The 25,715-nt window shown below is 70.7% G+C and carries 22 protein-coding genes; 18 read left to right on the forward strand and 4 right to left on the reverse strand.

What is annotated here, in order from left to right:
• Window positions 1-3 precede the first annotated feature (3 nt).
• The 5 genes from lysA (at window position 4) to rho (ending at window position 7,549) form a co-directional block, all read left to right on the forward strand.
• Window positions 4-1,395: a diaminopimelate decarboxylase gene (gene lysA, locus HUT18_RS25125; RefSeq protein ID WP_176102806.1), complete on the forward strand. Its 1,392-nt coding sequence runs from the start codon at window positions 4-6 to the stop codon at window positions 1,393-1,395.
• Window positions 1,396-1,557: 162 nt separating this feature from the next.
• Complete coding sequence (locus HUT18_RS25130) at window positions 1,558-2,859, forward strand: homoserine dehydrogenase (protein ID WP_176102807.1); 1,302 nt, start codon at window positions 1,558-1,560, stop codon at window positions 2,857-2,859.
• Between the two features lie 6 nt (window positions 2,860-2,865).
• Window positions 2,866-3,924: a threonine synthase gene (thrC, locus tag HUT18_RS25135; protein WP_176102808.1), complete on the forward strand. Its 1,059-nt coding sequence runs from the start codon at window positions 2,866-2,868 to the stop codon at window positions 3,922-3,924.
• 301 nt (window positions 3,925-4,225) lie between these two features.
• Window positions 4,226-5,143 (forward strand): homoserine kinase, encoded by a 918-nt coding sequence (gene thrB, locus HUT18_RS25140; protein WP_176102809.1) that lies wholly within the window; start codon window positions 4,226-4,228, stop codon window positions 5,141-5,143.
• Window positions 5,144-5,533: 390 nt separating this feature from the next.
• Window positions 5,534-7,549: a transcription termination factor Rho gene (gene rho, locus HUT18_RS25145; protein ID WP_176102810.1), complete on the forward strand. Its 2,016-nt coding sequence runs from the start codon at window positions 5,534-5,536 to the stop codon at window positions 7,547-7,549.
• 83 nt (window positions 7,550-7,632) lie between these two features.
• On the opposite strand, the gene HUT18_RS25150 is transcribed toward rho, so the two are convergent.
• The 4 genes from HUT18_RS25150 to HUT18_RS25165 all read right to left on the reverse strand — a co-directional run bounded on the left by HUT18_RS25150 (window position 7,633) and on the right by HUT18_RS25165 (window position 12,121).
• Window positions 7,633-8,670 (reverse strand): helix-turn-helix domain-containing protein, encoded by a 1,038-nt coding sequence (locus HUT18_RS25150; protein WP_176102811.1) that lies wholly within the window; start codon window positions 8,668-8,670, stop codon window positions 7,633-7,635.
• Window positions 8,667-9,755 (reverse strand): helix-turn-helix domain-containing protein, encoded by a 1,089-nt coding sequence (locus HUT18_RS25155; RefSeq protein WP_176102812.1) that lies wholly within the window; start codon window positions 9,753-9,755, stop codon window positions 8,667-8,669. Before HUT18_RS25155 ends, HUT18_RS25150 begins: the two co-directional genes overlap by 4 nt.
• 118 nt (window positions 9,756-9,873) lie before the next feature.
• Window positions 9,874-10,863, reverse strand: coding sequence for a helix-turn-helix domain-containing protein (locus HUT18_RS25160; RefSeq protein WP_176102813.1), 990 nt, complete (start codon window positions 10,861-10,863; stop codon window positions 9,874-9,876).
• A 274-nt stretch (window positions 10,864-11,137) separates the two neighbouring features.
• Complete coding sequence (locus HUT18_RS25165; protein WP_176102814.1) at window positions 11,138-12,121, reverse strand: helix-turn-helix domain-containing protein; 984 nt, start codon at window positions 12,119-12,121, stop codon at window positions 11,138-11,140.
• Window positions 12,122-13,358: 1,237 nt separating this feature from the next.
• On the opposite strand from HUT18_RS25165, the gene HUT18_RS25170 reads away from it, so the two are divergent.
• The 13 genes from HUT18_RS25170 (at window position 13,359) to HUT18_RS25230 (ending at window position 25,686) form a co-directional block, all read left to right on the forward strand.
• Complete coding sequence (locus HUT18_RS25170) at window positions 13,359-14,480, forward strand: LCP family protein (RefSeq protein WP_176102815.1); 1,122 nt, start codon at window positions 13,359-13,361, stop codon at window positions 14,478-14,480.
• A gap of 326 nt (window positions 14,481-14,806) precedes the next feature.
• Window positions 14,807-15,025, forward strand: a complete 219-nt coding sequence (gene rpmE / locus HUT18_RS25175) for a 50S ribosomal protein L31 (RefSeq protein WP_176102816.1) — start codon at window positions 14,807-14,809, stop codon at window positions 15,023-15,025.
• Window positions 15,026-15,249: 224 nt separating this feature from the next.
• Window positions 15,250-16,323 (forward strand): peptide chain release factor 1, encoded by a 1,074-nt coding sequence (prfA, locus tag HUT18_RS25180; protein ID WP_176102817.1) that lies wholly within the window; start codon window positions 15,250-15,252, stop codon window positions 16,321-16,323.
• Between the two features lie 66 nt (window positions 16,324-16,389).
• Window positions 16,390-17,277, forward strand: a complete 888-nt coding sequence (gene prmC / locus HUT18_RS25185) for a peptide chain release factor N(5)-glutamine methyltransferase (protein ID WP_176102818.1) — start codon at window positions 16,390-16,392, stop codon at window positions 17,275-17,277.
• Between the two features lie 107 nt (window positions 17,278-17,384).
• The gene (locus HUT18_RS25190) at window positions 17,385-18,032 is read left to right on the forward strand and encodes an L-threonylcarbamoyladenylate synthase (protein ID WP_176102819.1); all 648 of its coding nucleotides are present in this window, start codon (window positions 17,385-17,387) and stop codon (window positions 18,030-18,032) included.
• Window positions 18,029-18,709: a protein-tyrosine-phosphatase gene (locus HUT18_RS25195; RefSeq protein WP_176102820.1), complete on the forward strand. Its 681-nt coding sequence runs from the start codon at window positions 18,029-18,031 to the stop codon at window positions 18,707-18,709. Before HUT18_RS25190 ends, HUT18_RS25195 begins: the two co-directional genes overlap by 4 nt.
• Window positions 18,710-18,932: 223 nt before the next feature.
• Window positions 18,933-20,228, forward strand: a complete 1,296-nt coding sequence (gene glyA, locus HUT18_RS25200; RefSeq protein WP_176102821.1) for a serine hydroxymethyltransferase — start codon at window positions 18,933-18,935, stop codon at window positions 20,226-20,228.
• A gap of 418 nt (window positions 20,229-20,646) precedes the next feature.
• Window positions 20,647-22,146, forward strand: coding sequence for an MraY family glycosyltransferase (locus tag HUT18_RS25205; protein WP_254878801.1), 1,500 nt, complete (start codon window positions 20,647-20,649; stop codon window positions 22,144-22,146).
• A 303-nt stretch (window positions 22,147-22,449) separates the two neighbouring features.
• Entirely contained in the window at window positions 22,450-22,887 is a 438-nt protein-coding gene (locus tag HUT18_RS25210) for a hypothetical protein (protein WP_176102822.1), read from the forward strand.
• A gap of 210 nt (window positions 22,888-23,097) precedes the next feature.
• Window positions 23,098-23,949 (forward strand): F0F1 ATP synthase subunit A, encoded by an 852-nt coding sequence (atpB, locus tag HUT18_RS25215; protein ID WP_176104798.1) that lies wholly within the window; start codon window positions 23,098-23,100, stop codon window positions 23,947-23,949.
• Window positions 23,950-24,026: 77 nt separating this feature from the next.
• Entirely contained in the window at window positions 24,027-24,278 is a 252-nt protein-coding gene (atpE, locus tag HUT18_RS25220) for an ATP synthase F0 subunit C (RefSeq protein ID WP_176102823.1), read from the forward strand.
• Window positions 24,279-24,328: 50 nt separating this feature from the next.
• A complete protein-coding gene (locus HUT18_RS25225; protein WP_176102824.1) occupies window positions 24,329-24,874 on the forward strand; it encodes a F0F1 ATP synthase subunit B in 546 nt (181 codons plus the stop codon).
• The gene (locus HUT18_RS25230; protein ID WP_176102825.1) at window positions 24,871-25,686 is read left to right on the forward strand and encodes a F0F1 ATP synthase subunit delta; all 816 of its coding nucleotides are present in this window, start codon (window positions 24,871-24,873) and stop codon (window positions 25,684-25,686) included. Before HUT18_RS25225 ends, HUT18_RS25230 begins: the two co-directional genes overlap by 4 nt.
• Window positions 25,687-25,715: the final 29 nt, after the last annotated feature.

A 25,715-nucleotide genomic window follows, 5' to 3' on the forward strand; every position in this document is an offset into this window, starting at 1 on the left:
GACATGAGCCGTTCCGCCCACCCTGCCGGACCCCGCCACGCCGATGTTCTGCCCGAGGGGCACTACACCGCGCCGCCGACCGACCTCAACGCCCTGGACGCGAAGGTCTGGTCGCGCACCGTCGACCGCAACACGGACGGGGTGCTGACCGTCGGCGGGATCGATGTGGCCACGCTGGCCGAGGAGTTCGGTACCCCCGGGTACTTCCTGGACGAGGCCGACTTCCGGGCGCGGTGCCGTGACTGGCGGGAGGCGTTCGGGCCGGACGCGGACGTGTTCTACGCCGGGAAGGCGTTCCTGTCGCGCGCCGTTGTGCGCTGGCTGCACGAGGAGGGGCTGAACCTGGACGTCTGCTCCGGCGGTGAGCTCGCGACCGCGCTCGCGGCCGGGATGCCCGCCGAGCGGATCGCCTTCCACGGCAACAACAAGACGGTCGCGGAGATCGAGCGGGCGATCGAGGTCGGGGTGGGGCGGATCGTGCTCGACTCCTTCCAGGAGATCGTGCGGGTGGCGCACGTCGCCGACCGGCTCGGCAAGCGGCAGCGGGTGCAGATCCGGGTGACCGTGGGCGTCGAGGCGCACACGCACGAGTTCATCGCCACCGCGCACGAGGACCAGAAGTTCGGTATCGCGCTCGCCGACGGCGAGGCCGCGGAGGCGGTACGGCGGACGCTGAAGCTGGACAGCCTCGAACTGATCGGTATCCACAGCCACATCGGCTCGCAGATCTTCGACATGGCCGGCTTCGAGGTCTCCGCCCGGCGCGTGGTGGGGCTGCTCGCCGCGGTGCGCGACGAGCACGGGGTCGAGCTGCCGGAGATCGACCTCGGCGGCGGCCTCGGTATCGCGTACACCTCGGAGGACGACCCGCGCGAGCCGCAGGAGATCGCCAAGGCGCTGACCGAGATCGTCGGACGGGAGTGCGCGGCCGCCGGGCTGCGCGCCCCGCGCATCTCGGTGGAGCCGGGGCGCGCGATCGTGGGACCCACGGCGTTCACGCTGTACGAGGTGGGGACCATCAAGCCGCTGGAGGGCCTGCGGACCTATGTGTCCGTGGACGGCGGGATGTCGGACAACATCAGGACCGCGCTGTACGACGCGGAGTACAGCGTCTCGCTGGTCTCGCGCGTCTCGGACGCGGAGCCGATGCTGGTGCGGGTGGTCGGCAAGCACTGCGAGAGCGGCGACATCGTCGTACGCGATGCCTTCCTTCCGGCGGACCTGGCGCCGGGGGACCTGGTGGCGGTGCCCGCGACCGGTGCGTACTGCCGGTCCATGGCCAGCAACTACAACCACGCGCTGCGGCCGCCGGTGGTGGCCGTCTCGGAAGGTGAGGCGCGCGTGATCGTCCGCAGGGAGACGGAGGAAGATCTTCTGCGGCTCGATGTCGGATAGGTGAAATAGAAGTCTCACGATCCGGACGTGGTGCAGAAAGTCCCGTCCGGTGGGTGAGACTGGGTGGATTGAGGGGCGTGTACGGGCCCGTCGGCCGGGTCTCCGGCAGGGCCCGGCGCTCCCTGACAGCTGGCGTTCGGTACGAGGAAAGGCACAGGTCGGATGATGCGTACGCGTCCGTTGAAGGTGGCGCTGCTGGGCTGCGGAGTCGTGGGCTCTGAGGTGGCGCGCATCATGACGACGCACGCCGACGACCTGGCCGCCCGTATCGGCGCCCCGGTCGAGCTGGCCGGAGTCGCGGTGCGCAGGCCCGACCGGGTGCGCGAGGGCATCGACCCCGCGCTGATCACCACGGATGCGACCGCCCTGGTCAAACGCGGCGACATCGACGTGGTGGTCGAGGTCATCGGCGGTATCGAGCCCGCGCGTTCGCTGATCACCGCGGCCTTCGAGCACGGCGCCTCGGTCGTCTCGGCCAACAAGGCGCTGCTCGCCCAGGACGGCGCGGCGCTGCACGCCGAGGCCGAGAAGAACGGCCGGGACCTGTACTACGAGGCGGCCGTCGCCGGGGCGATCCCGCTGATCCGGCCGCTGCGCGAGTCGCTGGCCGGCGACAAGGTCAACCGGGTCCTCGGCATCGTCAACGGCACCACCAACTTCATCCTCGACAAGATGGACACCACCGGCGCCGGGTACCAGGAGGCCCTGGACGAGGCCACCGCGCTCGGTTACGCGGAGGCGGACCCGACCGCCGACGTCGAGGGCTTCGACGCCGCGGCCAAGGCGGCGATCCTGGCCGGTATCGCCTTCCACACCCGGGTGCGCCTCGACGACGTCTACCGCGAGGGCATGACCGAGGTGACCGCGGCCGACTTCGCCTCGGCCCGGAAGATGGGCTGCACCATCAAACTGCTCGCGATCTGTGAACGCGCCGCCGACAACGGCTCGGTCACCGCCCGCGTGCACCCGGCGATGCTGCCGCTCAGCCACCCGCTGGCCTCCGTACGCGAGGCCTACAACGCCGTCTTCGTGGAGTCGGAGGCAGCCGGGCGGCTGATGTTCTACGGGCCCGGCGCGGGCGGTGCGCCCACCGCCTCGGCCGTGCTCGGAGACCTGGTGGCGGTCTGCCGCAACAAGCTCGGCGAGGCAACGGGGCCCGGCGAGTCCGCGTACACGAACCTGCCCGTCTCCCAGATGGGCGAGGTCGTCACGCGGTACCACATCAGTCTTGACGTGGCCGACAAGCCGGGCGTACTCGCCCAGGTGGCGACGGTCTTCGCCGAGCACGGGGTGTCCATCGACACCGTCCGGCAGCAGAGCCGTCAGGACGGCGACGGCGAGGCCTCCCTCGTCGTCGTCACTCATCGTGCGCCCGACTCCGCGCTCAGCGGGACGGTCGAGGCGCTCAGGGGCCTGGACACGGTGCGTGGCGTCGCCAGCACCATGCGGGTTGAAGGAGAGTAACCAGCAATGACCCACCAGTGGCGCGGAATCATCGAGGAATACCGGGACCGGCTGCCCGTCTCGGACAGCACACAGGTCATCACCCTCCGTGAGGGCGGCACACCTCTCGTGCCCGCGCAGGTGCTCTCCGAGCGCACGGGCTGCGAGGTCCACCTCAAGGTCGAGGGCGCCAACCCGACCGGGTCCTTCAAGGACCGCGGCATGACGATGGCCATCACCCGCGCCAAGGAGGAGGGCGCCAAGGCGGTCATCTGCGCCTCCACCGGCAACACTTCGGCCTCGGCCGCCGCCTACGCGGTACGGGCCGGCATGGTCAGCGCGGTCCTGGTGCCGCAGGGCAAGATCGCGCTCGGCAAGATGGGCCAGGCGCTGGTGCACGGCGCCAAGATCCTCCAGGTCGACGGAAACTTCGACGACTGCCTGACGCTCGCGCGCTCGCTCTCCGACAACTACCCGGTGGCGCTGGTCAATTCGGTGAACCCGGTGCGTATCGAGGGCCAGAAGACGGCCGCGTTCGAGATCGTGGACGCGCTCGGCGACGCCCCCGACATTCACGTACTGCCGGTCGGGAACGCGGGCAACATCACCGCGTACTGGAAGGGCTACCGCGAGTACAAGGACAGCGGTCCGGCCACCCGTACGCCGCGTATGTGGGGCTTCCAGGCCTCGGGTTCGGCGCCGATCGTGCGCGGTGAGGTGGTCAAGGACCCGTCGACCATCGCCACCGCGATCCGGATCGGCAACCCGGCGTCCTGGCAGTTCGCGCTGGCCGCGCAGGAGCAGTCCGGTGGCTTCATCGACGAGGTGACGGACCGTGAGATCCTGCGCGCCTACCGGCTGTTGGCCTCCCAGGAGGGCGTCTTCGTCGAGCCCGCCTCGGCCGCCTCGGTCGCCGGTCTGCTGAAGTCCGCCGAACTCGGCAAGGTCGACCCGGGCCAGCGCATCGTCTGCACCGTGACCGGTAACGGCCTCAAGGACCCCGACTGGGCCGTCGCCGGTGCCCCGCAGCCGGTGACCGTGCCGGTGGACGCGGCCGCCGCCGCGGTACGGCTCGGCCTGGACTGAGCCCGTTTCGGCCAAGTTCCGCGCGAACGAGGCCGAGCCGAACATCACGCCTCCCCACGGGGGGTGCACGACGGTCCTCCGACACGCATCGTGCGCCTCCCGTGCGCCCTGTGTCGCCCGCCAGGCGTCCTTCGATAGGCTGTACCGAACCCGCCCCGCCGCATATGCCGCGGTGCCGCCTGGGTTGCGGCCTTCGGGTTTTCCGCATACGGACCAAAACAAGCCCAGCCCTCTTGCGGCAAGCCTGGAAACTTGCCCCCCACCTCGCACACGCCCGCGTTTCAAGGAGAGTCATCCAGCGATGGCCGGTCCCGCCTTCCGCGCCGCCGCCGTACGGGTGCGCGTCCCCGCCACCAGCGCCAATCTCGGCCCCGGCTTCGATGCCCTGGGCCTCTCGCTGGGGCTGTACGACGATGTCGTCGTCCGCGTTTCGGACGCCGGTCTGGACATCGACATCGCAGGTGAGGGCAGTGAGACCCTGCCGCGTGACGAGAGCCATCTGCTGGTGCGCTCGCTGCGTACCGCCTTCGACCTGCTCGGCGGACAGCCGCGCGGGCTCGAGATCGTCTGCGCCAACCGCATCCCGCACGGCCGGGGCCTCGGCTCCTCCTCGGCCGCCATCTGCGCGGGCATCGTCGCCGCGCGTGCGGTGACCATCGGTGCCGAGGCGCGGCTGGACGACGCGGCGCTGCTCGAACTCGCCACGGAGATCGAGGGACATCCCGACAACGTCGCGGCCTGCCTGCTCGGCGGCTTCACGCTGTCCTGGATGGACGGCGGATCCGCGCGGGCGATCAGGATGGAGCCGGACAGTTCCCTCGTCCCGGTGGTTTTCGTGCCCGGGAAACCGCTGCTCACGGAGACCGCACGCGGCCTGCTGCCGCGCACGGTGCCGCACGTCGACGCCGCCGCCAACGCGGGCCGCGCGGCCCTGCTCGTAGAGGCCCTGACGCGGCGTCCGGAGCTGCTGCTGCCCGCCACCCAGGACCGGCTGCACCAGGACTACCGCGCCCCGGCCATGCCGGAGAGCGCCGCCCTGGTCGAGCGGCTACGCGGGGACGGTGTGCCCGCGGTCATCTCCGGAGCGGGACCGACGGTTCTCGCGCTCGTGGACGCGGCGACCGCCGACAAGGTCGCCGCCCTCGCGGGTGAGGGCTGGGCCGCGAACCGCCTGAGCATGGACGACTCGGGAGCGAGCGTGCTGCCGCTTGCGCCCTGATACACGATTGCCGGAAATCGAGAGGGGGGAATATTTGTTGGATCCGGTAGTGTTAACCTCAAGTCTGCACCTGAACCCACCATGGCCCTACCATGGAGATGGTGCTTCCAGTCCCCGTTTGGGACACCCATTCTTCCGGGAGCCTCCCAACCTGCTCGGTGCCGTGCACTGAGAGGTGTCGAGCACGCTCCGGAACGGCGTGACCGGGCCGCGTGACAGCAAGTCTTCCGTGGCACGGCTCGGGGAATCGCCACTCACCAGTTGTTTCTCTTCCGCCTCATCGGCGGGACCACCGCCCCGGCACGGTCCGACGAGCAAGGACCACCCGCCGGACAGCACAACCGGTCGCCGAGCCAGAAGGCCGACGTCCGCTCCAGGGAAGGACCCTTCGTGAGCGACACCACCGATCTGATGGGCGTGACTGACGGCAGCGTCGATTCCGCCGCCACTCCCGCCACGGACGCCTCCGCCGCGCCTGCCTCCGGCGCTGCGACCGGAACGCGGCGCCGCCGCGGCACCGGCCTCGAGGGCATGGTGCTGGCCGAACTGCAGCAGGTCGCCTCCAGCCTCGGAATCCGGGGCACCGCGCGGATGCGCAAGAGCCAGTTGATCGAGGTCATCAAGGAGGCACAGGCCGGTTCCGGTACGGCGGGCGCCGCCAAGGGCGCCGAGTCGGATGCCGAGACCAAGCCCAAGCGCCGCACCACCTCGCGGGCGCGTACCGGTGAGGGGACCGATTCCGCCAAGGCCGAGGCGAGCGCGCCCGCCGCCGAGCCGGAGGCCGAGAAGGCGTCCGGCAAGAGCGGCCAGATCGAGATTCCCGGTCAGGGCGCGAGCGACGAGCAGCCGGGCGGCCGTCGCCGTCGCGGCGAGAGCGCCGACAAGGCGGCGGACAAGGCCGAGAAGGCCGCCGACACCGCCGAGGGCAAGACCGAGGCGCCCGTCAAGGCCGAGGCCAAGCAGGACGCCGGGGCCCCGCAGGGCGACGGTGAGCAGGGCGAGGGCCGTCAGGGCCGTCGCGAGCGCCGTGAGCGCGGTGGCCGTGACCGCGACCGTGACCGCCGTGGCGGCAAGGGCGAGGACCAGCAGGGCGGTGGCAACAAGGACCGCCAGCAGGACCGTCAGCAGGGCGGACAGGGCGGCCGCAAGGACGACGACTTCGACGACGACGGCAGCGGTCGGCGCGGACGCCGTGGCCGCTACCGAGACCGTCGGGGCCGCCGCGGCCGTGACGAGGTCAGCGAGCCGCAGGTCTCCGAGGACGATGTGCTGATCCCCGTCGCGGGCATCCTCGACATCCTCGACAACTACGCGTTCATCCGGACCTCCGGCTACCTGCCCGGTCCCAACGACGTGTACGTCTCGCTCGCCCAGGTCCGCAAGAACGGCCTGCGCAAGGGCGACCACATCACCGGTGCGGTCCGCCAGCCCAAGGAGGGCGAGCGCCGCGAGAAGTTCAACGCCCTGGTGCGACTGGACTCGGTGAACGGCATGGCGCCCGAACACGGCCGCGGGCGGCCGGAGTTCAACAAGTTGACGCCGCTGTACCCGCAGGACCGGCTCCGTCTGGAGACCGACCCGGGCGTCCTGACGACCCGCATCATCGACCTGGTCTCGCCCATCGGCAAGGGCCAGCGTGGTCTGATCGTGGCCCCGCCGAAGACCGGCAAGACCATGATCATGCAGGCGATCGCCAACGCCGTCACGCACAACAACCCCGAGTGCCACCTGATGGTCGTCCTGGTCGACGAGCGTCCGGAAGAGGTCACCGACATGCAGCGGTCGGTGAAGGGCGAGGTCATCTCCTCGACCTTCGACCGTCCCGCCGAGGACCACACCACGGTCGCCGAGCTCGCCATCGAGCGGGCCAAGCGCCTCGTGGAGCTCGGTCACGACGTCGTCGTGCTGCTCGACTCCATCACCCGCCTCGGCCGCGCGTACAACCTCGCGGCCCCCGCCTCCGGACGCATCCTGTCCGGTGGTGTGGACTCGACCGCGCTCTACCCGCCGAAGCGCTTCTTCGGTGCGGCGCGCAACATCGAGGACGGCGGCTCGCTGACCATCGTCGCCACCGCGCTGGTCGACACCGGCTCGCGCATGGACGAGGTGATCTTCGAGGAGTTCAAGGGCACCGGCAACATGGAGCTCAAGCTCGACCGCAAGCTCGCCGACAAGCGCATCTTCCCGGCGGTGGACGTGGACGCGTCCAGCACCCGCAAGGAGGAAATCCTGCTCGGCGCCGATGAGTTGGGCGTCGTCTGGAAGCTGCGCCGGGTGCTGCACGCGCTCGACCAGCAGCAGGCGATCGAGCTGCTCCTGGACAAGATGAAGCAGACGAAGTCGAACGGCGAGTTCCTGCTGCAGATCCAGAAGACGACGCCCACTCCGGGCAACGGCAACGACTAGTCTCCGGACTGCCGCCGACGCGTCTTTCGCAGGGGCCGTCTCCACCACGTGATGAGCGTGTGGGGGCGGCCCCTGCGGCGTTTCTAGCGGCTGTTGTGCGGGCTTTGGTGTGGGGTTTCGTGCCGGCTGTCGTACGGGTCGTCGTACGGGGGCAGATGAGCCCGGCGGTACGCGTACGGCGGCAGCCCGTAGGCCTCGCGGAAGGCGCGGGTGAAGGCGGCCGGGTGGGTGAAGCCCCAGCGCAGCGCCAACTCGTTGAGGGGGGTGGCGTGTTCGGCGGGATCGGCGAGGGCGCGTGCGCAGCGTTCCAGGCGCTCCGCGCGGATCCAGGCGCGGACGGGCAGGCGCTGGTGTTCCTGGAACAGGCGGTAGAGGTAGCGGGTGGAGATGTGCAGGGCCGCCGCGATGTGGTCCGGGGTGAGCGCGGGGTCGTGCAGGTCGCGCAGGACGAGTTCTCGCGCGCGCAGGTACAGGGTGCGGCGGCGGCTCTCGGCGGTGGGCGCGGTGCCGCTGCCGAGGTGATGTGCGAGGAAGGACCGGAAGAGGTCGAGCACGACCGTCTCCAGGCGGTCGGCGTGCACCGCGCGGTAGTGATCGGCGTCCTCGTCCAGGCGGTGCACGAGCTGGGCGAGGAGTGCGCCGGGCCCCTGATCGGCGGGCAGGGCGGTGGCCAGCAGCCCGTCCGTCGCGTGCTCGGGCAGGGGCACCAGCTCGCGGGGGACGAGGAGTCCGGTCACCGAGGCGGTGCCGCCCGGGTCCGGATGCGTACGGAGGGTGCTCGGGCGGGACGTGGTGCCGAGCAGCAGAGTGCCCGGGCCGCACTCGGCGTACCGTCCGTCGAGCTCCAGGGAGGTCAACCCCCGCCGTGGCACGAGGAGTTGGTGGCAGCGCGGATCGGCGGCCGCGATCAGGGCGGCCGGGCGGTCGGCGGTGAGGGCGCCGCAGGTGACGCCGAGGCCGGTGATCAGGCCGAGGCGGTAGCAGCGCAGGGTGCCGGTGAACTGTTCGGGACGGTCGGTGCGCAGCTCGGTGGGAAGGACGCTGTCGCGGGCCAGGCGCCGCCAGTCTCCGAGACGTTGGGCGTCCGGCAGGTGGCCGGAGCGCAGCACGATGCCGGTCATGTGGGAGCCAACCGGCGTGGGGCGAGCGGGAGTTGAGCGGTCCCGAGGCCGGTTCCGGGTGCGGCCCCGAGTCCGGCTCCGAGTCCCGTTCCGGGCCCGGGGGAGCGGGGCGGCTCGCGCAGGGCGTGGGAGAGGGCCATGGCCCGGTACTCGGCGGGCGCGGTGCCGAAGGCCCTGCGGAAGGCGCGGGTGAACGCGGCGGGCTGGCCGAAGCACCAGCGGGCGGCGATCTCGCGCACCGTAACGCCCGCCCGCGCCGGGTCGGCGAGCTCCCTGCGGCACCGTTCCAGGCGCTGCTCACGGATCCACCCGGCCACGCCGAGCCCCTGTTCCCGGAAGATCTGCTGCAACAGCCGGGAGGAGATGCCGAGGGAGGCCGCCACGGTCGCGGGTGCGAGACCGGGGTCGGCCAGGTTGCGGCGGACGAAGTCCTGGGCCCGCAGGAACAGGGCGCCGCGCCGGTTCTCGGCGGGCAGCGAGCGCTCGGCGTCGCCGCAGGAGGCGAGCAGGGCGGCACTGAGATCGAGCAGTACGGTGCCGAGCCGGGCGGCATCGTCGGGGCGGTGCCCGGGGCCCGGCGCTGCCACGTCGCGCAGGAAGTGGGTGAGCAGCGAGCCGAAGCCCGCGCCGCCGGTCAGCGGGGTGCTCAGGGTCCGCCGTACGACGCTCTCGGGCACCGGGAGCAGTCCGCGCGGCAGATACGCCTTGACCCCGGCGTAGTCGCTGTTCGCGCTCAGCGTGTAGGGCAGCGAGGTGGAGATCACCATGACCGTCCCGGGCCCGTGCCGGATTTGGTGTCTGCCCAGGTCCACCGAGAACTCTCCGCGCAGGGGCGCGTGGATGACCCACATCTCGGGGTCCGAGCGCCGGATCAGTCTCGGTGTACGGCACACCTGGAGACCGCCTGCCGAGGTCGAGGTGACCTCGATGGATCCGAGCGATACGGCCCGGTCCTGTGCGTCGAAGGAGCCGGGCCGCTCGGTGTGCAGCTCGGCGGGGCAGATGCCGTGCAGGGCCACCTGCCGCCAGGTGTCGAACCACTCGGCGCAGGAGATGTCGTCGCCTCGGCTCGCTGTCTCGGCCATGGTGTCTCCCTTCGTGTCCAGGGCCGGCACCGGTCGCTCAACCGATCGGCGGCCGCCCAACCACCCGCGCGTCAACGTCTCTTGAGCATCCCGGCCGGGACGTGCGCCGGAGCGGGCGTCAGGCCGTGATGCGTATGTAGTGGGCCCGCAGGCGCTCGCGGTACTCGCGCGGCGCCGTCCCGTAGGCCGTGCGGAAGGCGCGGCTGAAGGCGGCGGGGTGGCTGAAGCCCCAGCGGGCGGCGAAGACCTGGACCGGGAGGTGGTACTGGCCCGGGTCCTCCAGGTCGCGGCGGCAGTGTTCGAGGCGCTGGTGGCGGATCCAGGAGCCGACGGCGAGGTCGTGCTCCGCGAAGAGCCGGTAGAGGTGGCGGACCGAGATGTGGTGGGCGGCGGCCACGGTCTCCGGGGAGAGGTCGGGTTCGCCGAGGTTGCGGCGGACGAAGTCCTGTGTGCGCAGGAAGAGTTGGCGTCGGTGGGCCTCGGGCGACAGCGCTCTCTCGTCCTCGGCGAAGTGGGTGAGCAGGCCCGCGCACAGGTCGAGCAGCACCATGCCGAGGCGGACGCCGTCGTTCGGCCCGTACTGTCCGCTGTCCGTCTCCAGGGTGGTCAGGAACCGGTGCAGCAGGTGGCCGAAGCCCGCCTTCGCGGGCAGCGGGGTGGCGAGCATCCGGTCGACCGTACGCGCGGGCAGCGGCAACTGACCGCGTGGTACCCGGATTTGGACGATACGGGAGGGGCCCTGGGCCATGGTGTTGCCGCCCTCGTAGGGCAACGAGCTGCTGGCCAGGACGAATTGGCCGGGGGCTGCCACGGCGGTGCGGCCGGACTGGACGAGGACGGAGTGGCCCTGAAGGGGCAGGGAGAGTTTGTAGAGCTCGGCGTCGCGGTCGCGGATGAGGCGCTCGGTGCGTGCGGACCACAGGGAGCCGCAGTGCGCGTACGACACCTGGGTCTCGCCGAGTTGGAGCAGTTTCACCCGTGCGTCGAAGCCGTCGGGGTCCTCCGTACGGATCTCGGTCGGTGTGGGGGAGGAGCGCGCCAACTCCTGCCAGCAGGCGAAGAGTTCGGGGCCGGTATGTGCCTCGCCCCTGAATTCACGTGCGATCATGCTGCCCCCGTAAAGCCGCGAACACCCGCAGGATAGGCGCAACCGGCCCCGGTGCAGGGCGGATTGGCACGGTCACGGGCGGGTGGCGTGGGGATAGGGGTGGCACGCGGGGCACCCGGGTGCCAGGGGTGCGCCGTGCGCGCGCGGGCTGTCGCGCACCGGCGTGCGCGGTCCGGGGACGCGGGAACCGGGGCACGGGCGCCCGTGCACGGGAGGGCCGCCGAGGTGGCGGCCCGGCGGCTGGTCCCCGTACACCGCCCCCGTACCCGACCGGTCAGGCCACCGCCCGTGCCACCTGTCGCATGCGGTAGTCGCGCGGCGAGACGCCGTAGGCCTCACGGAAGGCGCGGCTGAAGGCGGCCGGGTGGCTGAAGCCCCAGCGCAGCGCCAACTCGTTGATGGGGGTGGCCAGTTGGACCGGGTCGCCGAGGGCGCGGGCGCACTCCTCCAGGCGCTGGGTGCGGATCCAGGAGCGGACGGTCAGGCCGTTCTCCTGGAACAGGCGGTAGAGGTAGCGCGAGGAGATGTGGTGGGCGGCGGCCACGGTGTCCGCGGAGAGTTCGGGGTCGTGCAGGTTGTGCCGGATGAAGTCCTTGACGCGTAGGAAGAGGGTGCGGCTCTGGCTCTCCGGCGGGAGCTTGCTGTCCTCTTCGAGGTGGTGCGCGACGAAGGCGGTGAACATGTCGGTCACCACGGTGCCGAGCCGGGCCCGGTCGGAGTCGCCGAGGCTCGCGGCGTCGGTGACCATGTTCCGCAGGATCTTGGCGAACAGGGCGCCCATGCCCTCGCTCGTGGACAGCGGGGTGGCGAGCAGGCGTTCCACCTTGTCCGGCGGGATCGGCACCATCTTGCGCGGCAGGTAGAACTTGGTGAAGGCCAGCCGTCCGTCGACGAGCCGTCCGTGCGACTCGAAGGGCAGCGAGGTGCTCGCGACCATGAGGGAGCCGGGTCCGTAGACCGCCGTACGTCCCGCCTGTTCCAGGATGCCCTGCCCCTGGTAGGGCATGGCCAGCTCGTACATCTCCGGGTCGTCGGCCGTGATCAGTCGGGGCGTACGGACGGCCTTGAGCGGGGGAGCGCTGGCGGACAGGAGCATCACCGGGCCGAGCATCGCACCGTCGAAGAGGCTGTCGCAGTCCAGCGGGGCGTCCGAGGTCAGCTTCGCGGGCATGATGCTGGCGCGCGCCATGTCCATCCAGGCGTCGAAGCGTTCGGCGCGGGTCAGCTCTTCCCCGTTGAACTCGAGATCGTCGATCACGGTGTGCTCCCTTTTCGTGCCGACGGGCGGGGCCCGCTTCCCTGCTGTGCCGGGCCGCCCGGTCCGGCGCCCCGCTGTCCCCCGAATCCGGCCGAGCACCCCTGTCGCGGGCGCACACCGTGCTGCTTCCCCCCTGCGGTCCGCGTCGTCCCCCCGGTCCGCGTGTGCGCCGGTGCGGACCGCGGCGTACGGCGCATGCCCTTGAGGTGACGAGGCGTCAGCGACGGGCATGGGGCCGCCCGGCGCCTGCCGCACCGGCTGTGGTGCGGCTGCTGACTACTTGATCCGACGGTCAATCCACTGTCCTGGAAAAGATGGGGCGGGCGATCGGTGGAGGTGTGGGGGGTGGGGGGCCCGGGAAACGGCAGTGGTCCCCGGGGCGCGGTGCCTTTCCGCAGGCGTCGGCACTCTTCTGCGAGCACCGGTCGGCGGTGGTGTGCGCGGCACGCGCGGAACTCCATCCGAATCAATACGGCCCCCCTTGCCCCCCTGTGACGTGCGGGCATCCTCGCCGGTGTGCGGGGCATCGTTCAACACCCACGGGGCGAGCGTTCGCGGAATATGCGGCGACCTTCCGGTCAGTGCCCCGTGCGCGCTCCGAAATCCGGCCTGTGACCTGCATCGGACCCCTCACGTCAAGGATGTGTGCGCTTGAGGGGACAACTGCCGTACCCGCCCCGCAAGTTCCGCTTACGTGTCACGCGTCGGCGGACGATTCGGTTCCCCTTCGCCCCGCGGCGAGTGCGCGCAGTGTCAAGGATTCTGTGCGCTGTACGCCAACGACAAGAGGCCCCGGGTGGCGCAGTATTCATGGCAGAGGTTGCCGCGGGGGACGAACTCGCGGGCGGAGAATCCGGACCGCCCAACGGGGGAGAACGGGGGAGCGGGTCGTCCCCTGCGAGCAGCCTGCCGGTTGCACGGGGGGACCTGTGCGCGCCGGTCCATGACTGCGGGGGCGTCGTGGGCGGGCGCGCACAGGTGGCGCCGGAGATCTTCACCACAGCCGCAGAAACGGGGCGATGCCCTCCGTACGGCTGTTCTTCGTCGGGAATTCGCAGGTGAGGACCGGATCGGACAACGATTCGGTCACTTTTTGTGCATTCTTGGTCACGCCGATTGCACAGAGTGCTGTGCAACCCTTCTTCCCGTCCTGCCGTCTAGAGCGGCAGGACCAACGCCGTTGTCATCAGGCCCTGGACACAGGGGGTGGCCGACCGCAGGAGGACCGAGGGAGCGCATGACCGAGCCCAGTACACCGGCCACAGGTGCGCCCGGCGCGCGCCGCGTGAAGGGCCGCCGACGCAAGCCGCACACCACCCGCCGCAAGGTCCTGCTCTCCACGGCCTGGACCACCGCCGCCCTGGCGGTGCTCGGCGGCGCGGGCGCCGGTTACCTGTACTTCCAGCTCAACGGCAACCTCACCGGCGTCGACATCGACAACCAGCTCCGTGACGACGACCGGCCGCCCAACGTCGACAACGGCTCTCTCGACATCCTGGTGATGGGCTCCGACTCCCGCTCCGGCGCCAATGCCAAGTACGGCCAGGACCAGGGCGGTGCCCGCTCGGACACCGCGATGATCGTGCACGTCTACGAGGGCCACAAGAAGGCCAGCGTCGTCTCCATACCGCGCGACACCCTCATCACTCGCCCCGACTGCCCCGGCCGGGACGGCGGCACGGCGGCGGGCGGACAGCGGCAGATGTTCAACACCGCCTACGAGGTGGGCGGTCCCGCCTGCGCCGTCAAGACGGTCGAGTCGCTGTCCGGGATCCGGATGGACCACTACCTGGAAGTCGACTTCACGGGCTTCAAGAAGCTCATCGACACCCTCGGTGGCGTGGACATCACCACCAAGGAGCGGATCGACGACCCCAAGAGCCATCTGCACCTGGCCCCCGGCCCGCACACGCTCGACGGTGAGCAGTCGCTCGGCCTCGTCCGTACCCGGCACGCCGTCGGCGACGGCAGCGACCTCGGCCGCATCCAGCTCCAGCAGGCCTTCGTCAAGGCACTGATCGACCAGGTCAAGGACGTCGGCCTGTTCAGCAGCTGGAAGAAGTCGTACGACCTCGCCGACACCGCGACCAGCGCGATCACCACCGACTCCAAGCTGGACTCGGTCAAGGACCTCGCCGCCTTCGCCAGCGGGCTGCGCGGCATCGGCGGGGGCGACATGAAGATGGTGACGCTGCCGGTCCAGTACGACCCGGCGGACCCCAACCGCGTACTGCCCCAGGAGAAGGCCGACGCCCAGGTCTGGGCCGCGCTCCGGGCCGACCGCCCCATCCCCGCCTCGGCCACCGAGGACTCCGCCGGGGACAAGGGCTCGGTGGGCGCGGTCGTCGACGGGGGCTGACGGGCCGACGGGCTCACGCATTTCCGGCCGCCCGCTTCTCTTCCGCAGCCCCGTGTTCCGTAGGCACGGCGCACGCGCCCGCCCCACGCACCGTCCGGGCGGGCGCACGCACCCCCGCCGCGCGCGGTCCGGGCCGTCGTGCGCTCCCGCGCTGCCGTCGTGCGCTCCCGCGCCACCGGTCACGTACGGGTGTGCGGAATAGATCCGCTCCCACCCCGGTTTTGGGAGATGCGGTCAGTCCTGGCAGACTGATACGTCGGCCCCGGTTCACGTCCCGCAATCCGCGCAGACGACCCGGAGCCCTCCCGAGAACACAGGAGATTCCCTTGAAGCGCGAAATTCACCCCGAGTACGTCGAGACCCAGGTCAGCTGCACCTGCGGCGCGTCGTTCACCACCCGCAGCACGCTCTCCGGCGGCACCATCCGTGCCGAGGTCTGCTCCGAGTGCCACCCGTTCTACACGGGCAAGCAGAAGATCCTCGACACCGGTGGCCGTGTGGCCCGCTTCGAGGCCCGCTTCGGCAAGAAGGCTGCCGCCAAGTAGCGAGGCGTCCGCGCCGGTCCACGGCCGCCCCTTCGAGGGCGCCGGGACCGGCGTTTTTGCTCGGCTTGTGCGCACGGCACGCACGCGCCGCGTCGCTGCCGGTGACCCGGGCTCTTGGCCCGCACACCGGCGCGCGCGGCCCGTACGGCGCGTGCCGCACCCTTCTTCCGCACCTCTCCGCGCTCCCCGGGAGCGCCGGAGACCCCCCAACCCAGGAGCCCCAGATGTTCGAGGCGGTCGAGGACCTCGTCGGCGAGCACGCCTCATTGGAGAAGCAGCTCGCGGACCCCGGCGTGCACGCAGACCAGGCGGGCGCGCGCAAGCTCAACAAGCGGTACGCCGAGCTCACCCCGATCGTCGCCACGTACCGCTCCTGGAAGCAGCACGGCGAGGACCTCGTCACCGCGCGCGAACTGGCCGCCGACGACCCGGACTTCGCCGCCGAGGTCAAGGACCTGGAGCAGCAGCGCGAGGAACTCACCGAGAAGCTGCGGCTGCTGCTCGTGCCGCGCGACCCGAGCGACGACAAGGACGTCATCCTGGAGATCAAGGCGGGCGCGGGCGGCGACGAGTCCGCCCTGTTCGCCGGTGATCTGCTGCGGATGTACCTGCGCTACGCCGAGCGCGTCGGCTGGAAGACCGAGATCATCGACTCCACCGAGTCCGAACTCGGCGGCTACAAGGACGTCCAGGTCGCCGTGAAGACCAAGGGCAACGTCACCCCCGAGCCCGGCCAGGGCGTCTGGGCCCGCCTGAAGTACGAGGGCGGCGTGCACCGGGTGCAGCGGGTGCCCGCGACCGAGTCGCAGGGCCGTATCCACACCTCGGCGGCCGGAGTCCTGGTGACCCCGGAGGCCGAGGAGATCGACGTCGAGATCAACCCCAACGACCTGCGGATCGACGTCTACCGGTCCTCCGGGCCGGGCGGCCAGTCGGTCAACACCACCGACTCCGCGGTACGCATCACGCACCTGCCCACCGGGGTCGTCGCCTCCTGCCAGAACGAGAAGAGCCAGCTCCAGAACAAGGAGCAGGCGCTGCGCATCCTGCGCTCCAGGCTGCTCGCCGCGGCACAGGAGGAGGCCGAGTCCAAGGCCGCCGACGCCCGCCGCAGCCAGGTGCGTACGGTCGACCGCTCCGAGAAGATCCGTACGTACAACTACCCGGAGAACCGCATCTCCGACCACCGCGTCGGCTTCAAGTCCTACAACCTGGACCAGGTGCTCGACGGTGAGCTCGACGCCGTGATCCAGGCCTGTGTGGACGCCGACTCGGCCGCCAAGCTCGCCGCCGCCTGAGGCGGACCGGGCACGGCGGAGTCACCGCCGTGCCCACCGGAATACCAGCTCAGCCCCGGAGGACCAGTGCCGCAACAATTTGGGGAGCGCCCCCCAAGCAGCAGCCCCCGCAGTGTGCTGCTCGCGGAGGTGGCCCAGGCCACCCAGCGGCTGGCCGACGCCGGTGTGCCCTCGCCGCGCAACGACGCGGAGGAACTCGCCGCGTTCGTGCACGGCGTGAAGCGGGGCGCGCTGCACATGGTCCCGGACACCGACTTCGACGCCCGCTACTGGGAGACCGTCGCGCGCCGCGAGGCCCGCGAACCGCTCCAGCACATCACCGGACTCGCCTACTTCCGCTACCTGGAACTCCAGGTCGGGCCGGGGGTGTTCGTACCGCGCCCGGAGACCGAGTCCGTCGTCGGCTGGGCCATAGACGCGGTCCGCGCCATGGACGTCGTCGAACCGCTCATCGTGGACCTGTGCGCCGGCTCCGGGGCGATCGCCCTGGCCATGGCCCAGGAGGTGCCGCGCTCGCGCGTGCACGCCGTCGAGCTGTCCGAGGACGCGCTGGTGTGGACCCGCAAGAACGCCGAGGGCTCCCGCGTCACCGTGCACCAGGGCGACGCGCTCAGCGCCCTGCCCGAACTCGACGGCCAGGTCGACCTGGTGGTCTCCAACCCGCCGTACATCCCGCTCACCGAGTGGGAGTACGTGGCGCCCGAGGCCCGCGACCACGACCCCCAGCTCGCCCTGTTCTCCGGTGAGGACGGGCTCGACACCATCCGCGGCATCGAGCGCACCGCGCACCGGCTGCTGCGCCCCGGCGGCGTGGTCGTCGTCGAGCACGCCGACACCCAGGGCGGGCAGGTGCCCTGGATCTTCAACGAGGAGTCGGGCTGGGCCGACGCGGCCGACCACCCCGACCTGAACAAGCGTCCCCGCTTCGCCACCGCCCGCAAGGCGCTGCCCTGAGCGGCGGACGCCTCGCCCCCCACCCCTTCCGGGCTGCCAAGCCCCCGATCCTTCCCCCGAGTTGACGCACCCCAGCGGGAAACCCCGACCGAGGAGGCCCGGCCACGATGGCACGGCGATACGACACCAACGACGCGACCGACCGCCTGACGGGCCTGCGCGAGGCCGCGTCCGCCGTCCGGCGGGGCGAGCTGGTCGTACTGCCCACCGACACGGTGTACGGAATCGGCGCGGACGCGTTCACCGCCGAGGCCGTCAGTGACCTGCTCGACGCCAAGGGCCGGGGCCGCAACATGCCCACCCCCGTGCTCATCGGCTCCCCGAACACGCTGCACGGCCTGGTCACCGACTTCTCCGAGCGGGCCTGGGAACTCGTCGACGCCTTCTGGCCCGGCGCCCTGACCCTGGTCGCCCGCCACCAGCCCTCCCTCCAGTGGGACCTCGGCGACACCCGCGGCACCGTCGCCGTACGGATGCCGCTGCACCCGGTGGCCATCGAACTGCTCACCGACGTCGGCCCGATGGCCGTCTCCTCGGCCAACCTCACCGGGCACCCGGCGCCGGAGGACTGCGACGCCGCCCAGCAGATGCTCGGCGACTCGGTCTCGGTCTACCTCGACGGCGGCCCGACGCCGGGCATCGTGCCGTCCTCGATCGTCGACGTCACGGGCGAGGTGCCGGTCCTGCTGCGTGCCGGTGCCCTCGACGCGGACGAACTGCGCAAGGTCGTGCCCGACCTCGAGGTGGCCAATTGACGACCCCTGAGGGGCGTGGCATACCTGACGCCGCCCTCGGCGACACGTTCAGAATCCTCCACGTCAGCACCGGCAACGTCTGCCGCTCGCCGATCACCGAGCGGCTGACCCGCCATGCCCTGGCACACCGGCTCGGGCTGCTGCCCGCCACCGTGCCCGAGGGCGGCCATCCGGTGGTGATCGGCGGTCTGATCGTGGAGAGCGCGGGCACCTGGGGCCACGAGGGCGCCCCGATGGAGGCCAACGCCGAGGCCGTACTCGCCGACTTCGGCGCGTACGCGGGCGGCTTCACCGGGCGCGAGCTGCTCGACGACCACGTCATCCGGGCCGACCTGGTGCTCACCGCCACCCGGGACCACCGGGCCCAGGTCATCTCCATGGGCCACTCCGCGGGCCTGCGCACCTTCACGCTCAAGGAGTTCACCCGGCTCGTACGGGCCATCGACCCGGCGACCCTGCCCGATCCGCTCGACGGCGGAGTGGTCGAGCGCGCCCGCGCCCTGGTGCGCGCCGCCGCCGCGCTGCGCGGGTGGCTGCTCGCCCCGACCGCCGAGGCGGACGAGGTCCACGACCCCTACGGCGCTCCGCTGCCGTTCTTCCGCTCCATCGGCGAGGAGATCAACCAGGCGCTGGATCCGGTGGTGACGGCGCTGACGGGGGTACGGGCCCGCGCCTGACCGGGGTGGGCGGTCATGAGCGGGGCGCCGAGCCGGGTCCCGCACGATGCCCGTCTTCCGGCGGGCGGTTTTCGCCGTACGGCGAGCGGTTTCCTGCCGCGCGGCCGGTCGGGCCCCGGCCTAGAGTGGACCTGCGAACATTCGCCTGTCCCCAGCAACCTTGTGTCGCCCCGGTGCCCGCCGGGGGTGGTGGGCGGGGGACCGGTGAGGTCCGGAGTCGATGATGCCGGTCACCCATGCCGCGACGCGGCCCGCCAGCGGCGCGGACAGCGCGGACGACGCGGTCCTGCGCGGCCAGGACCCGGAGATGGCGGAGATCCTCGCGGCCGAGAGCGAACGCCAGGCCGTCACACTCCAGCTCATCGCCGCCGAGAACTTCACCTCGCCCGCCGTCCTCGCCGCGCTCGGCTCCCCGTTCGCCAACAAATACGCGGAGGGCTATCCGGGCGCCCGCCACCACGGCGGCTGCGAGATCGTCGACGTCGCCGAACGCACCGCGATCGACCGCGCCAGGGCCCTGTTCGGCGCCGAGCACGCCAACGTCCAGCCGCACTCCGGCTCCTCCGCCGTGCTCGCCGCCTACGCCGCCGTGCTGCGCCCCGGCGACACGGTGCTCGCGATGGCGCTGCCCGCCGGCGGCCATCTGACCCACGGCTCGCCGTCGAACTTCTCCGGGCGCTGGTTCGACTTCGTCGGCTACGGCGTCGACCCGGAGAGCGGACTGCTCGACATGGAGCAGGTACGCGCCCTGGCCCGCACCCACCGCCCCAAGGCCCTCGTCTGCGGCTCGATCTCCTACCCGCGCCACCTCGACTACGCGGCCTTCCGCGACATCGCCGACGAGGTGGGCGCCTATCTGATCGCCGACGCCGCGCACCCCATGGGCCTGGTCGCGGGCGGCTCGGCGCCGAGCCCCGTCCCGTACGCCGACCTCGTCTGCGCCACCACGCACAAGGTGCTGCGCGGACCGCGCGGCGGGATGATCCTGTGCGGCACGCAGTACGCGGAGCGGGTGGACCGCGCGGTCTTCCCGTTCACCCAGGGCGGTGCGCAGATGCACACCATCGCCGCCAAGGCGGTCGCCTTCGGCGAGGCCGCGACGCCCGCCTTCGCCGCGTACACCCGGCAGGTCGTCGCCAATGCCCAGGCCCTGGCCGACACCCTCACCGCCGAGGGCCTGAACGTCGTCACCGGCGGTACGGACACCCATCTCGTACTCGCCGACGTGGGCCCCCTCGGCGTCGAGGGCCGCACCGCCCGCAGCAGGCTGGCCGCGGCGGGACTGGTCCTGGACACCTGCGCCCTGCCGCACCCGGGCGCCCGCGGTCTGCGGCTCGGCACGGCCGCCGTCACCACGCAGGGCATGAGGGAGCCCGAGATGGTCCGCATCGCGGTGCTCTTCGCCGCGGTGCTGCGCGGCGGGCTGGACAGCCGGGCGGCCCGGGCCGAGGTGGCGGAACTGACGTCGCGGTTTCCGCCGGGGGCGGCGTTCGCGGAGGTGGGCGGGGGAGCGGCCTGAGAGCGGGCCTCCTGGGAACGGGGGAGTCTCCTGGGAGCGGCAGTGTCCTGGGAGCGGAGGAGTCTCCTGAGCCCGGCGGCGCGGGCCTCCCGTAGAGCGGGATGCAGACCGGAATGCAGGCCGAGATGCAGACCGGAATGCTGACCGATATGCAGAGCGGAATACAGACCGGAATGCGGGAAGTGCAACCTTCGGAGGTCCCCGGCCGTCACAGTCAGGGGGCCTGCGTTCCCGAGTGGCCGCCCTCGGTGGCGGAGGGTCCGGTCCGGGCTCCGGCAAAGACCTGACCTCGGCTCGTCTAGGGTGTGGGACTAGGCGTGACAGTCCGACGACGCACCCGCGCCGCCCTCGGCGACGGTGCGCGAGAGCACGTCGGACCTGCCCGCCCAGGCCGCCAGCGACATCTGTGGGGAAGCCCGTGCGTGAATATCTCCTGACGCTCTGCATCACGGCCGCGGTGACCTATCTGCTGACCGGCCCGGTGCGGAAGTTCGCGATCGTGGCCGGGGCGATGCCCGAGGTCAGGGCCCGCGACGTGCACAAGGAGCCCACGCCCCGCCTCGGCGGCATCGCCATGTTCTTCGGGCTGTGCGCGGGTCTGCTCGCCGCCAGCCACCTGCCGAACCTCAACGAGGTCTTCGAGAACTCCAACGAGCCGCGCGCCCTGCTCTCCGGCGCCGCGCTGATCTGGATCGTCGGCGTCCTGGACGACAAGTTCGAGATCGACGCCCTGATCAAGCTCGGCGCCCAGATGATCGCCGCTGGCGTCATGGTCATGCAGGGCCTGACCATCCTGTGGCTGCCGGTCCCCGGTGTCGGCATGGTCGCGCTCACCCAGTGGCAGGGCACCCTGCTCACCGTCGCCCTGGTCGTCATCACCATCAACGCGGTCAACTTCGTCGACGGTCTGGACGGCCTCGCCTCCGGAGTCGTCTGCATCGCCACCGCGGCCTTCTTCATGTACGCGTACCGCATCTGGTACGGCTACGGCCTGGAGGCGGCGGCGCCCGCCACTCTCTTCTCGGCGATCCTCATGGGCATGTGCCTGGGCTTCCTGCCGCACAACATGCATCCCGCGCGGATCTTCATGGGCGACTCGGGCTCGATGCTCATCGGCCTGGTGCTCGCGGCCGGGGCGATCTCCATCACCGGACAGGTCGACCCGGATGCGATGAACCTCTTCTCCGGTTCGGAGCGCAACTCGGTGCACCAGACGGTGCCCGTGTACATCCCGCTGCTGCTGCCGCTGACGATCATCGCCATCCCCGCGGCCGACCTGATCCTGGCCATCGTCCGGCGCACCTGGCGCGGCCAGTCGCCGTTCGCCGCCGACCGCGGTCACCTGCACCACCGGCTGCTCCAGATCGGGCACTCGCACAGCCGCGCGGTCCTGATCATGTACTTCTGGTCGGCCCTGATCGCCTTCGGCGCCCTCGCGTACTCGGTCAACTCCGCGTCGCTGTGGATCGTGCTCACGGTCGTGATCCTCAGCTTCGTCGGCCTGGTGCTGCTCCTGCTGCCGCGCTTCCAGCCGCGGGCACCGCGCTGGGCACAGGGGATGGTGCCGCCGCGGTACCGGGACGAGGAGGAGGGCGGCGACAGCGGTGACGGTGACCGTGACGGGAAGGACAGCGGCACTGCCGGCTCCGACTCGGACTCCGGCTCCGGCTCCGACGACAGCACCGGCGTCACGGCCGCTGCCGGTGCCACCGCCGTCGTGGCGGAACCGGCGGGCGCCGATGGGTCGTTGATCACTCGCGGGCTCGCGACGACCGACGGCACGGGGTCCGGGTCCGCGAGCGATGCGGCCTCGCGCAACGGTGAAGAAGAACACACAAACCGCGACAACCCGGCTGCGGGGCGCCCTGCGGGGGCGACCGCGCTGGGCGGCCGGAGCAGGGCGGGAAGCTCCAGCTGACCGCCCGAGAGCCTCGTCGCGGGGCCTTGTCGATCACCCGCGCGATGTGACAAATCGGCGCCATAGCACATAAGTTGGCCGCGAAGCTGCACAGACGCGCACCTTGCTTCTCATGTGTGACAGCCAGCACACTTTACAGGTAAAGGTCTCATCAAATAGTTTGTGATAGCGTTCACGAGACCCCGGAACCAGAGCTGAAGGCCCGCTTTACGCGGGTCAATTGGGCCGAGGTCCACCCCTTGCACCGCACTACGCTCGTCCATGACGACACCCTGCCCCCTCCCAGTAAGCGGAGTTGCCGCCATGCCCTCCAATGACGCCCGGAATCTTCTGCACGCCGCGGTGCCCACGGCCATCGTGGGTGCGCTCACCACTGTTGCCAGCGGTGTGATCGCGGGCGGCAAGGGGGCGCTCGGTGGAGTGGTGGGCACCCTGGTCGTCATCGCGTTCATGGGCCTCGGCCTGTATGCCCTGCAGCGCACGGCGAAGTCGCTCCCGCAGTTGTTCCAGGCGATGGGCATGATGCTCTACGTCGCTCAACTGCTGCTGCTCATGATCTTCGTGGCGGTGTTCAAGGACACCAGCCTCTTCAACCCGAAGGCGTTCGCGGTCTCGCTCGTTGTCTCGACCATCGTGTGGATGGCGGCTCAGGCCCGCGCTCACATGACGGCCAAGACCCTCTACGTAGAACCCGAATCGGATCAGGCTCCCGCGGCGAACAAGGTGGGGTCGCCGTCGTGAGAGGTAGGGGCGGGATAAAGGCGCGTTCGGGATCCTGCTATCGTCCGGTGCCAACTGCGGCACTGCGGGCGCGGGCATCCGAGCTGACGCCTGTCCCAACGCGAGGCTCTGAGCCCATTCGCCGCCCCCACATCCGTAACACCAGTCCAGTGCCGAACCGCGGCCTCGCGCCGCGCCGACACAACGAGGTTGCCGTACCCATGCGCCACGCTGAAGGAGCCCGCGGTGAGTGCTGAACCGTCTCAGGTGCTCGCCTTCGAGACCGACTGCCACATCTTCGACGGTTGTGGCTTTCCCGCTCCTGGCCTGCACTCGTTCATGTTCGACCCCATCGTGGGTGAAGCCGGCGGCGCGGCCCTGTGGCCGGGCGTCTACTTCAACAAGACGATGCTGCTGGCCCTGCTCGGCTCGATCATCATTCTCGGCTTCTTCTGGGCCGCGTTCAGCAAGCCGAAGGTCGTTCCCGGCAAGCTGCAGATGGTCGCCGAGGCCGGCTACGACTTCATCCGGCGCGGGATCGTCTACGAGACCATCGGCAAGCGCGAGGGCGAGAAGTACGTACCGCTCATCGTCTCGATGTTCTTCTTCGTCTGGATGATGAACCTCTGGTCGATCGTGCCACTCGCACAATTCCCGGTGACGTCGATCATCGCGTACCCGGCAGGGCTCGCACTGATTGTGTACATCACGTGGGTGAGCCTCACCTTCAAGCGGCACGGTTTTGTGGGCGCCTTCAAGAACATCGCGGGCTATGACAAGTCGCTGGGCGCCGTCCTTCCGCTGTCGATGACCATCGAGCTCTTCTCGAACCTCCTGGTTCGGCCCTTCACCCACGCCGTGCGACTCTTCGCCAACATGTTCGCCGGCCACACCCTGCTCGTGCTCTTCACGATCGCAAGCTGGTACCTGCTGAACGGCATCGGCATCGCCTACGCGGGTGTCTCGTTCGTGATGGTCATCGTGATGACGGCCTTCGAGCTCTTCATCCAGGCGCTGCAGGCATACGTCTTCGTGCTCCTGGCCTGCTCCTACATCCAGGGCGCGCTCGCCGAGCACCACTGAGCCCCTGCTCCGCAAGGACCCACATATCGTCCGGTGGCCAACCCCCACCGGCCCATGAAAGAGAAGGAAGAACCGGCATGTCCGCTCTCCAGACCCTCGCCGCCGAAGGCCTCACCGGTGACATCAAGGCCCTCGGCTCCATCGGCTACGGCCTGGCCGCCATCGGCCCCGGCGTCGGCATCGGCATCATCTTCGGTAAGGGCACCGAGGCGCTCGCCCGCCAGCCCGAGGCTGCTTCCCTGATCCGTAACAACCAGATCCTCGGTTTCGCCTTCTGTGAGGCGCTCGCCCTTATCGGTCTGGTCATGCCGTTCGTCTACGGCTCCTGATCGCCGGCTGACGTACAGACGATCAGTCCGCAGAGACGAAAGGCACTGATGTGAACCCTCTGGTTCAGCTCGCGCAGGAGGAACCGCAGAACCCGATCGTTCCTCCGATCCCCGAGCTCATCATCGGCTTGATCGCCTTCGTCATCGTTTTCGGCTTCCTCGCCAAGAAGCTCCTCCCGAACATCAACAAGGTTCTGGAAGAGCGCCGCGAGGCGATCGAAGGCGGGATGGAGAAGGCCGAGGCCGCGAAGACCGAGGCCGAGAGCGTGCTCGAGCAGTACAAGGCTCAGCTCGCCGAGGCTCGTCACGAGGCCGCGCGGCTGCGCCAGGAGGCGCAGGAGCAGGGCGCCACGCTCATCGCCGAGATGCGCGCGGAAGGCCAGCGGCAGCGTGAGGAGATCATCGCCGCCGGTCACGCCCAGATCGACGCCGACCGCAAGGCCGCCGCGCAGTCGCTGCGTCAGGACGTGGGCACGCTCGCCACGACCCTGGCCGGCAAGCTGGTCGGCGAGTCCCTCGAGGACCACGCTCGCCAGAGCCGGACCATCGACCGCTTCCTCGACGAGCTCGAGGAGAAGGCCGAGGCCGCGCGATGAACGGAGCGAGCCGCGAGGCACTGGCTGCCGCACGTGAGCGCCTTGACGCGCTGACGGACAACACGTCCGTCTCCGCGGTGGCACTCGCCGACGAACTGGCCGCCGTCACCGCGCTGCTCGACCGCGAGGTGTCGCTGCGTCGGGTCCTCACCGACCCGGCGCAGTCCGCAGACGGCAAGGCCGAACTGGTCGCGCGGGTGCTCGGCGGACAGGTGGGTGGCGAGAGCGCCGACCTGATCTCCGGCATGGTGCGGTCGCGCTGGTCGCAGTCCCGCGACCTGGTCGACGCGCTGGAGGAGCTGGCGAACATCGCCGACCTCACCGCGGCGCAGCGGTCCGGCGCGCTGGACGACGTCGAGGACGAGCTGTTCCGGTTCGGCCGGATCCTCACCTCGAACACCGAACTGCGTGCCGCGCTGTCCAGCAAGTCCGCGACCGGCGCCGCCAAGGGCGAGCTGCTGCGCAGCCTGCTCGGCGGCCGGGCCCAGGAGGCGACCGTCCGGCTGGTCGGGCGCCTCGTGTCCCAGCCCCGTGGACGTAGCCTGGAAGCGGGTCTCCTCGACCTGTCCGGGCTGGCCGCGGAGCGTCGCGACCGTACGGTGGCCGTCGTCACCTCGGCCGTACCGCTGAGCGATCAGCAGAAGCAGCGTCTGGGCGGAGTCCTGGCGCGGCTGTACGGGCGCGAGATGCACCTCAACCTCGACGTGGACCCCGAGGTCCTCGGCGGGATCCGGGTGCAGGTCGGCGACGAGATCATCAACGGCAGCATCGCGGACCGCATCGAGGACGCGAACCGCCGGATGGCCGGCTGACAACCGCGGCACCACGAGCGGACGGCCAC

Source organism: Streptomyces sp. NA04227 (genome assembly GCF_013364195.1).
Classification (GTDB): Bacteria; Actinomycetota; Actinomycetes; order Streptomycetales; family Streptomycetaceae; genus Streptomyces.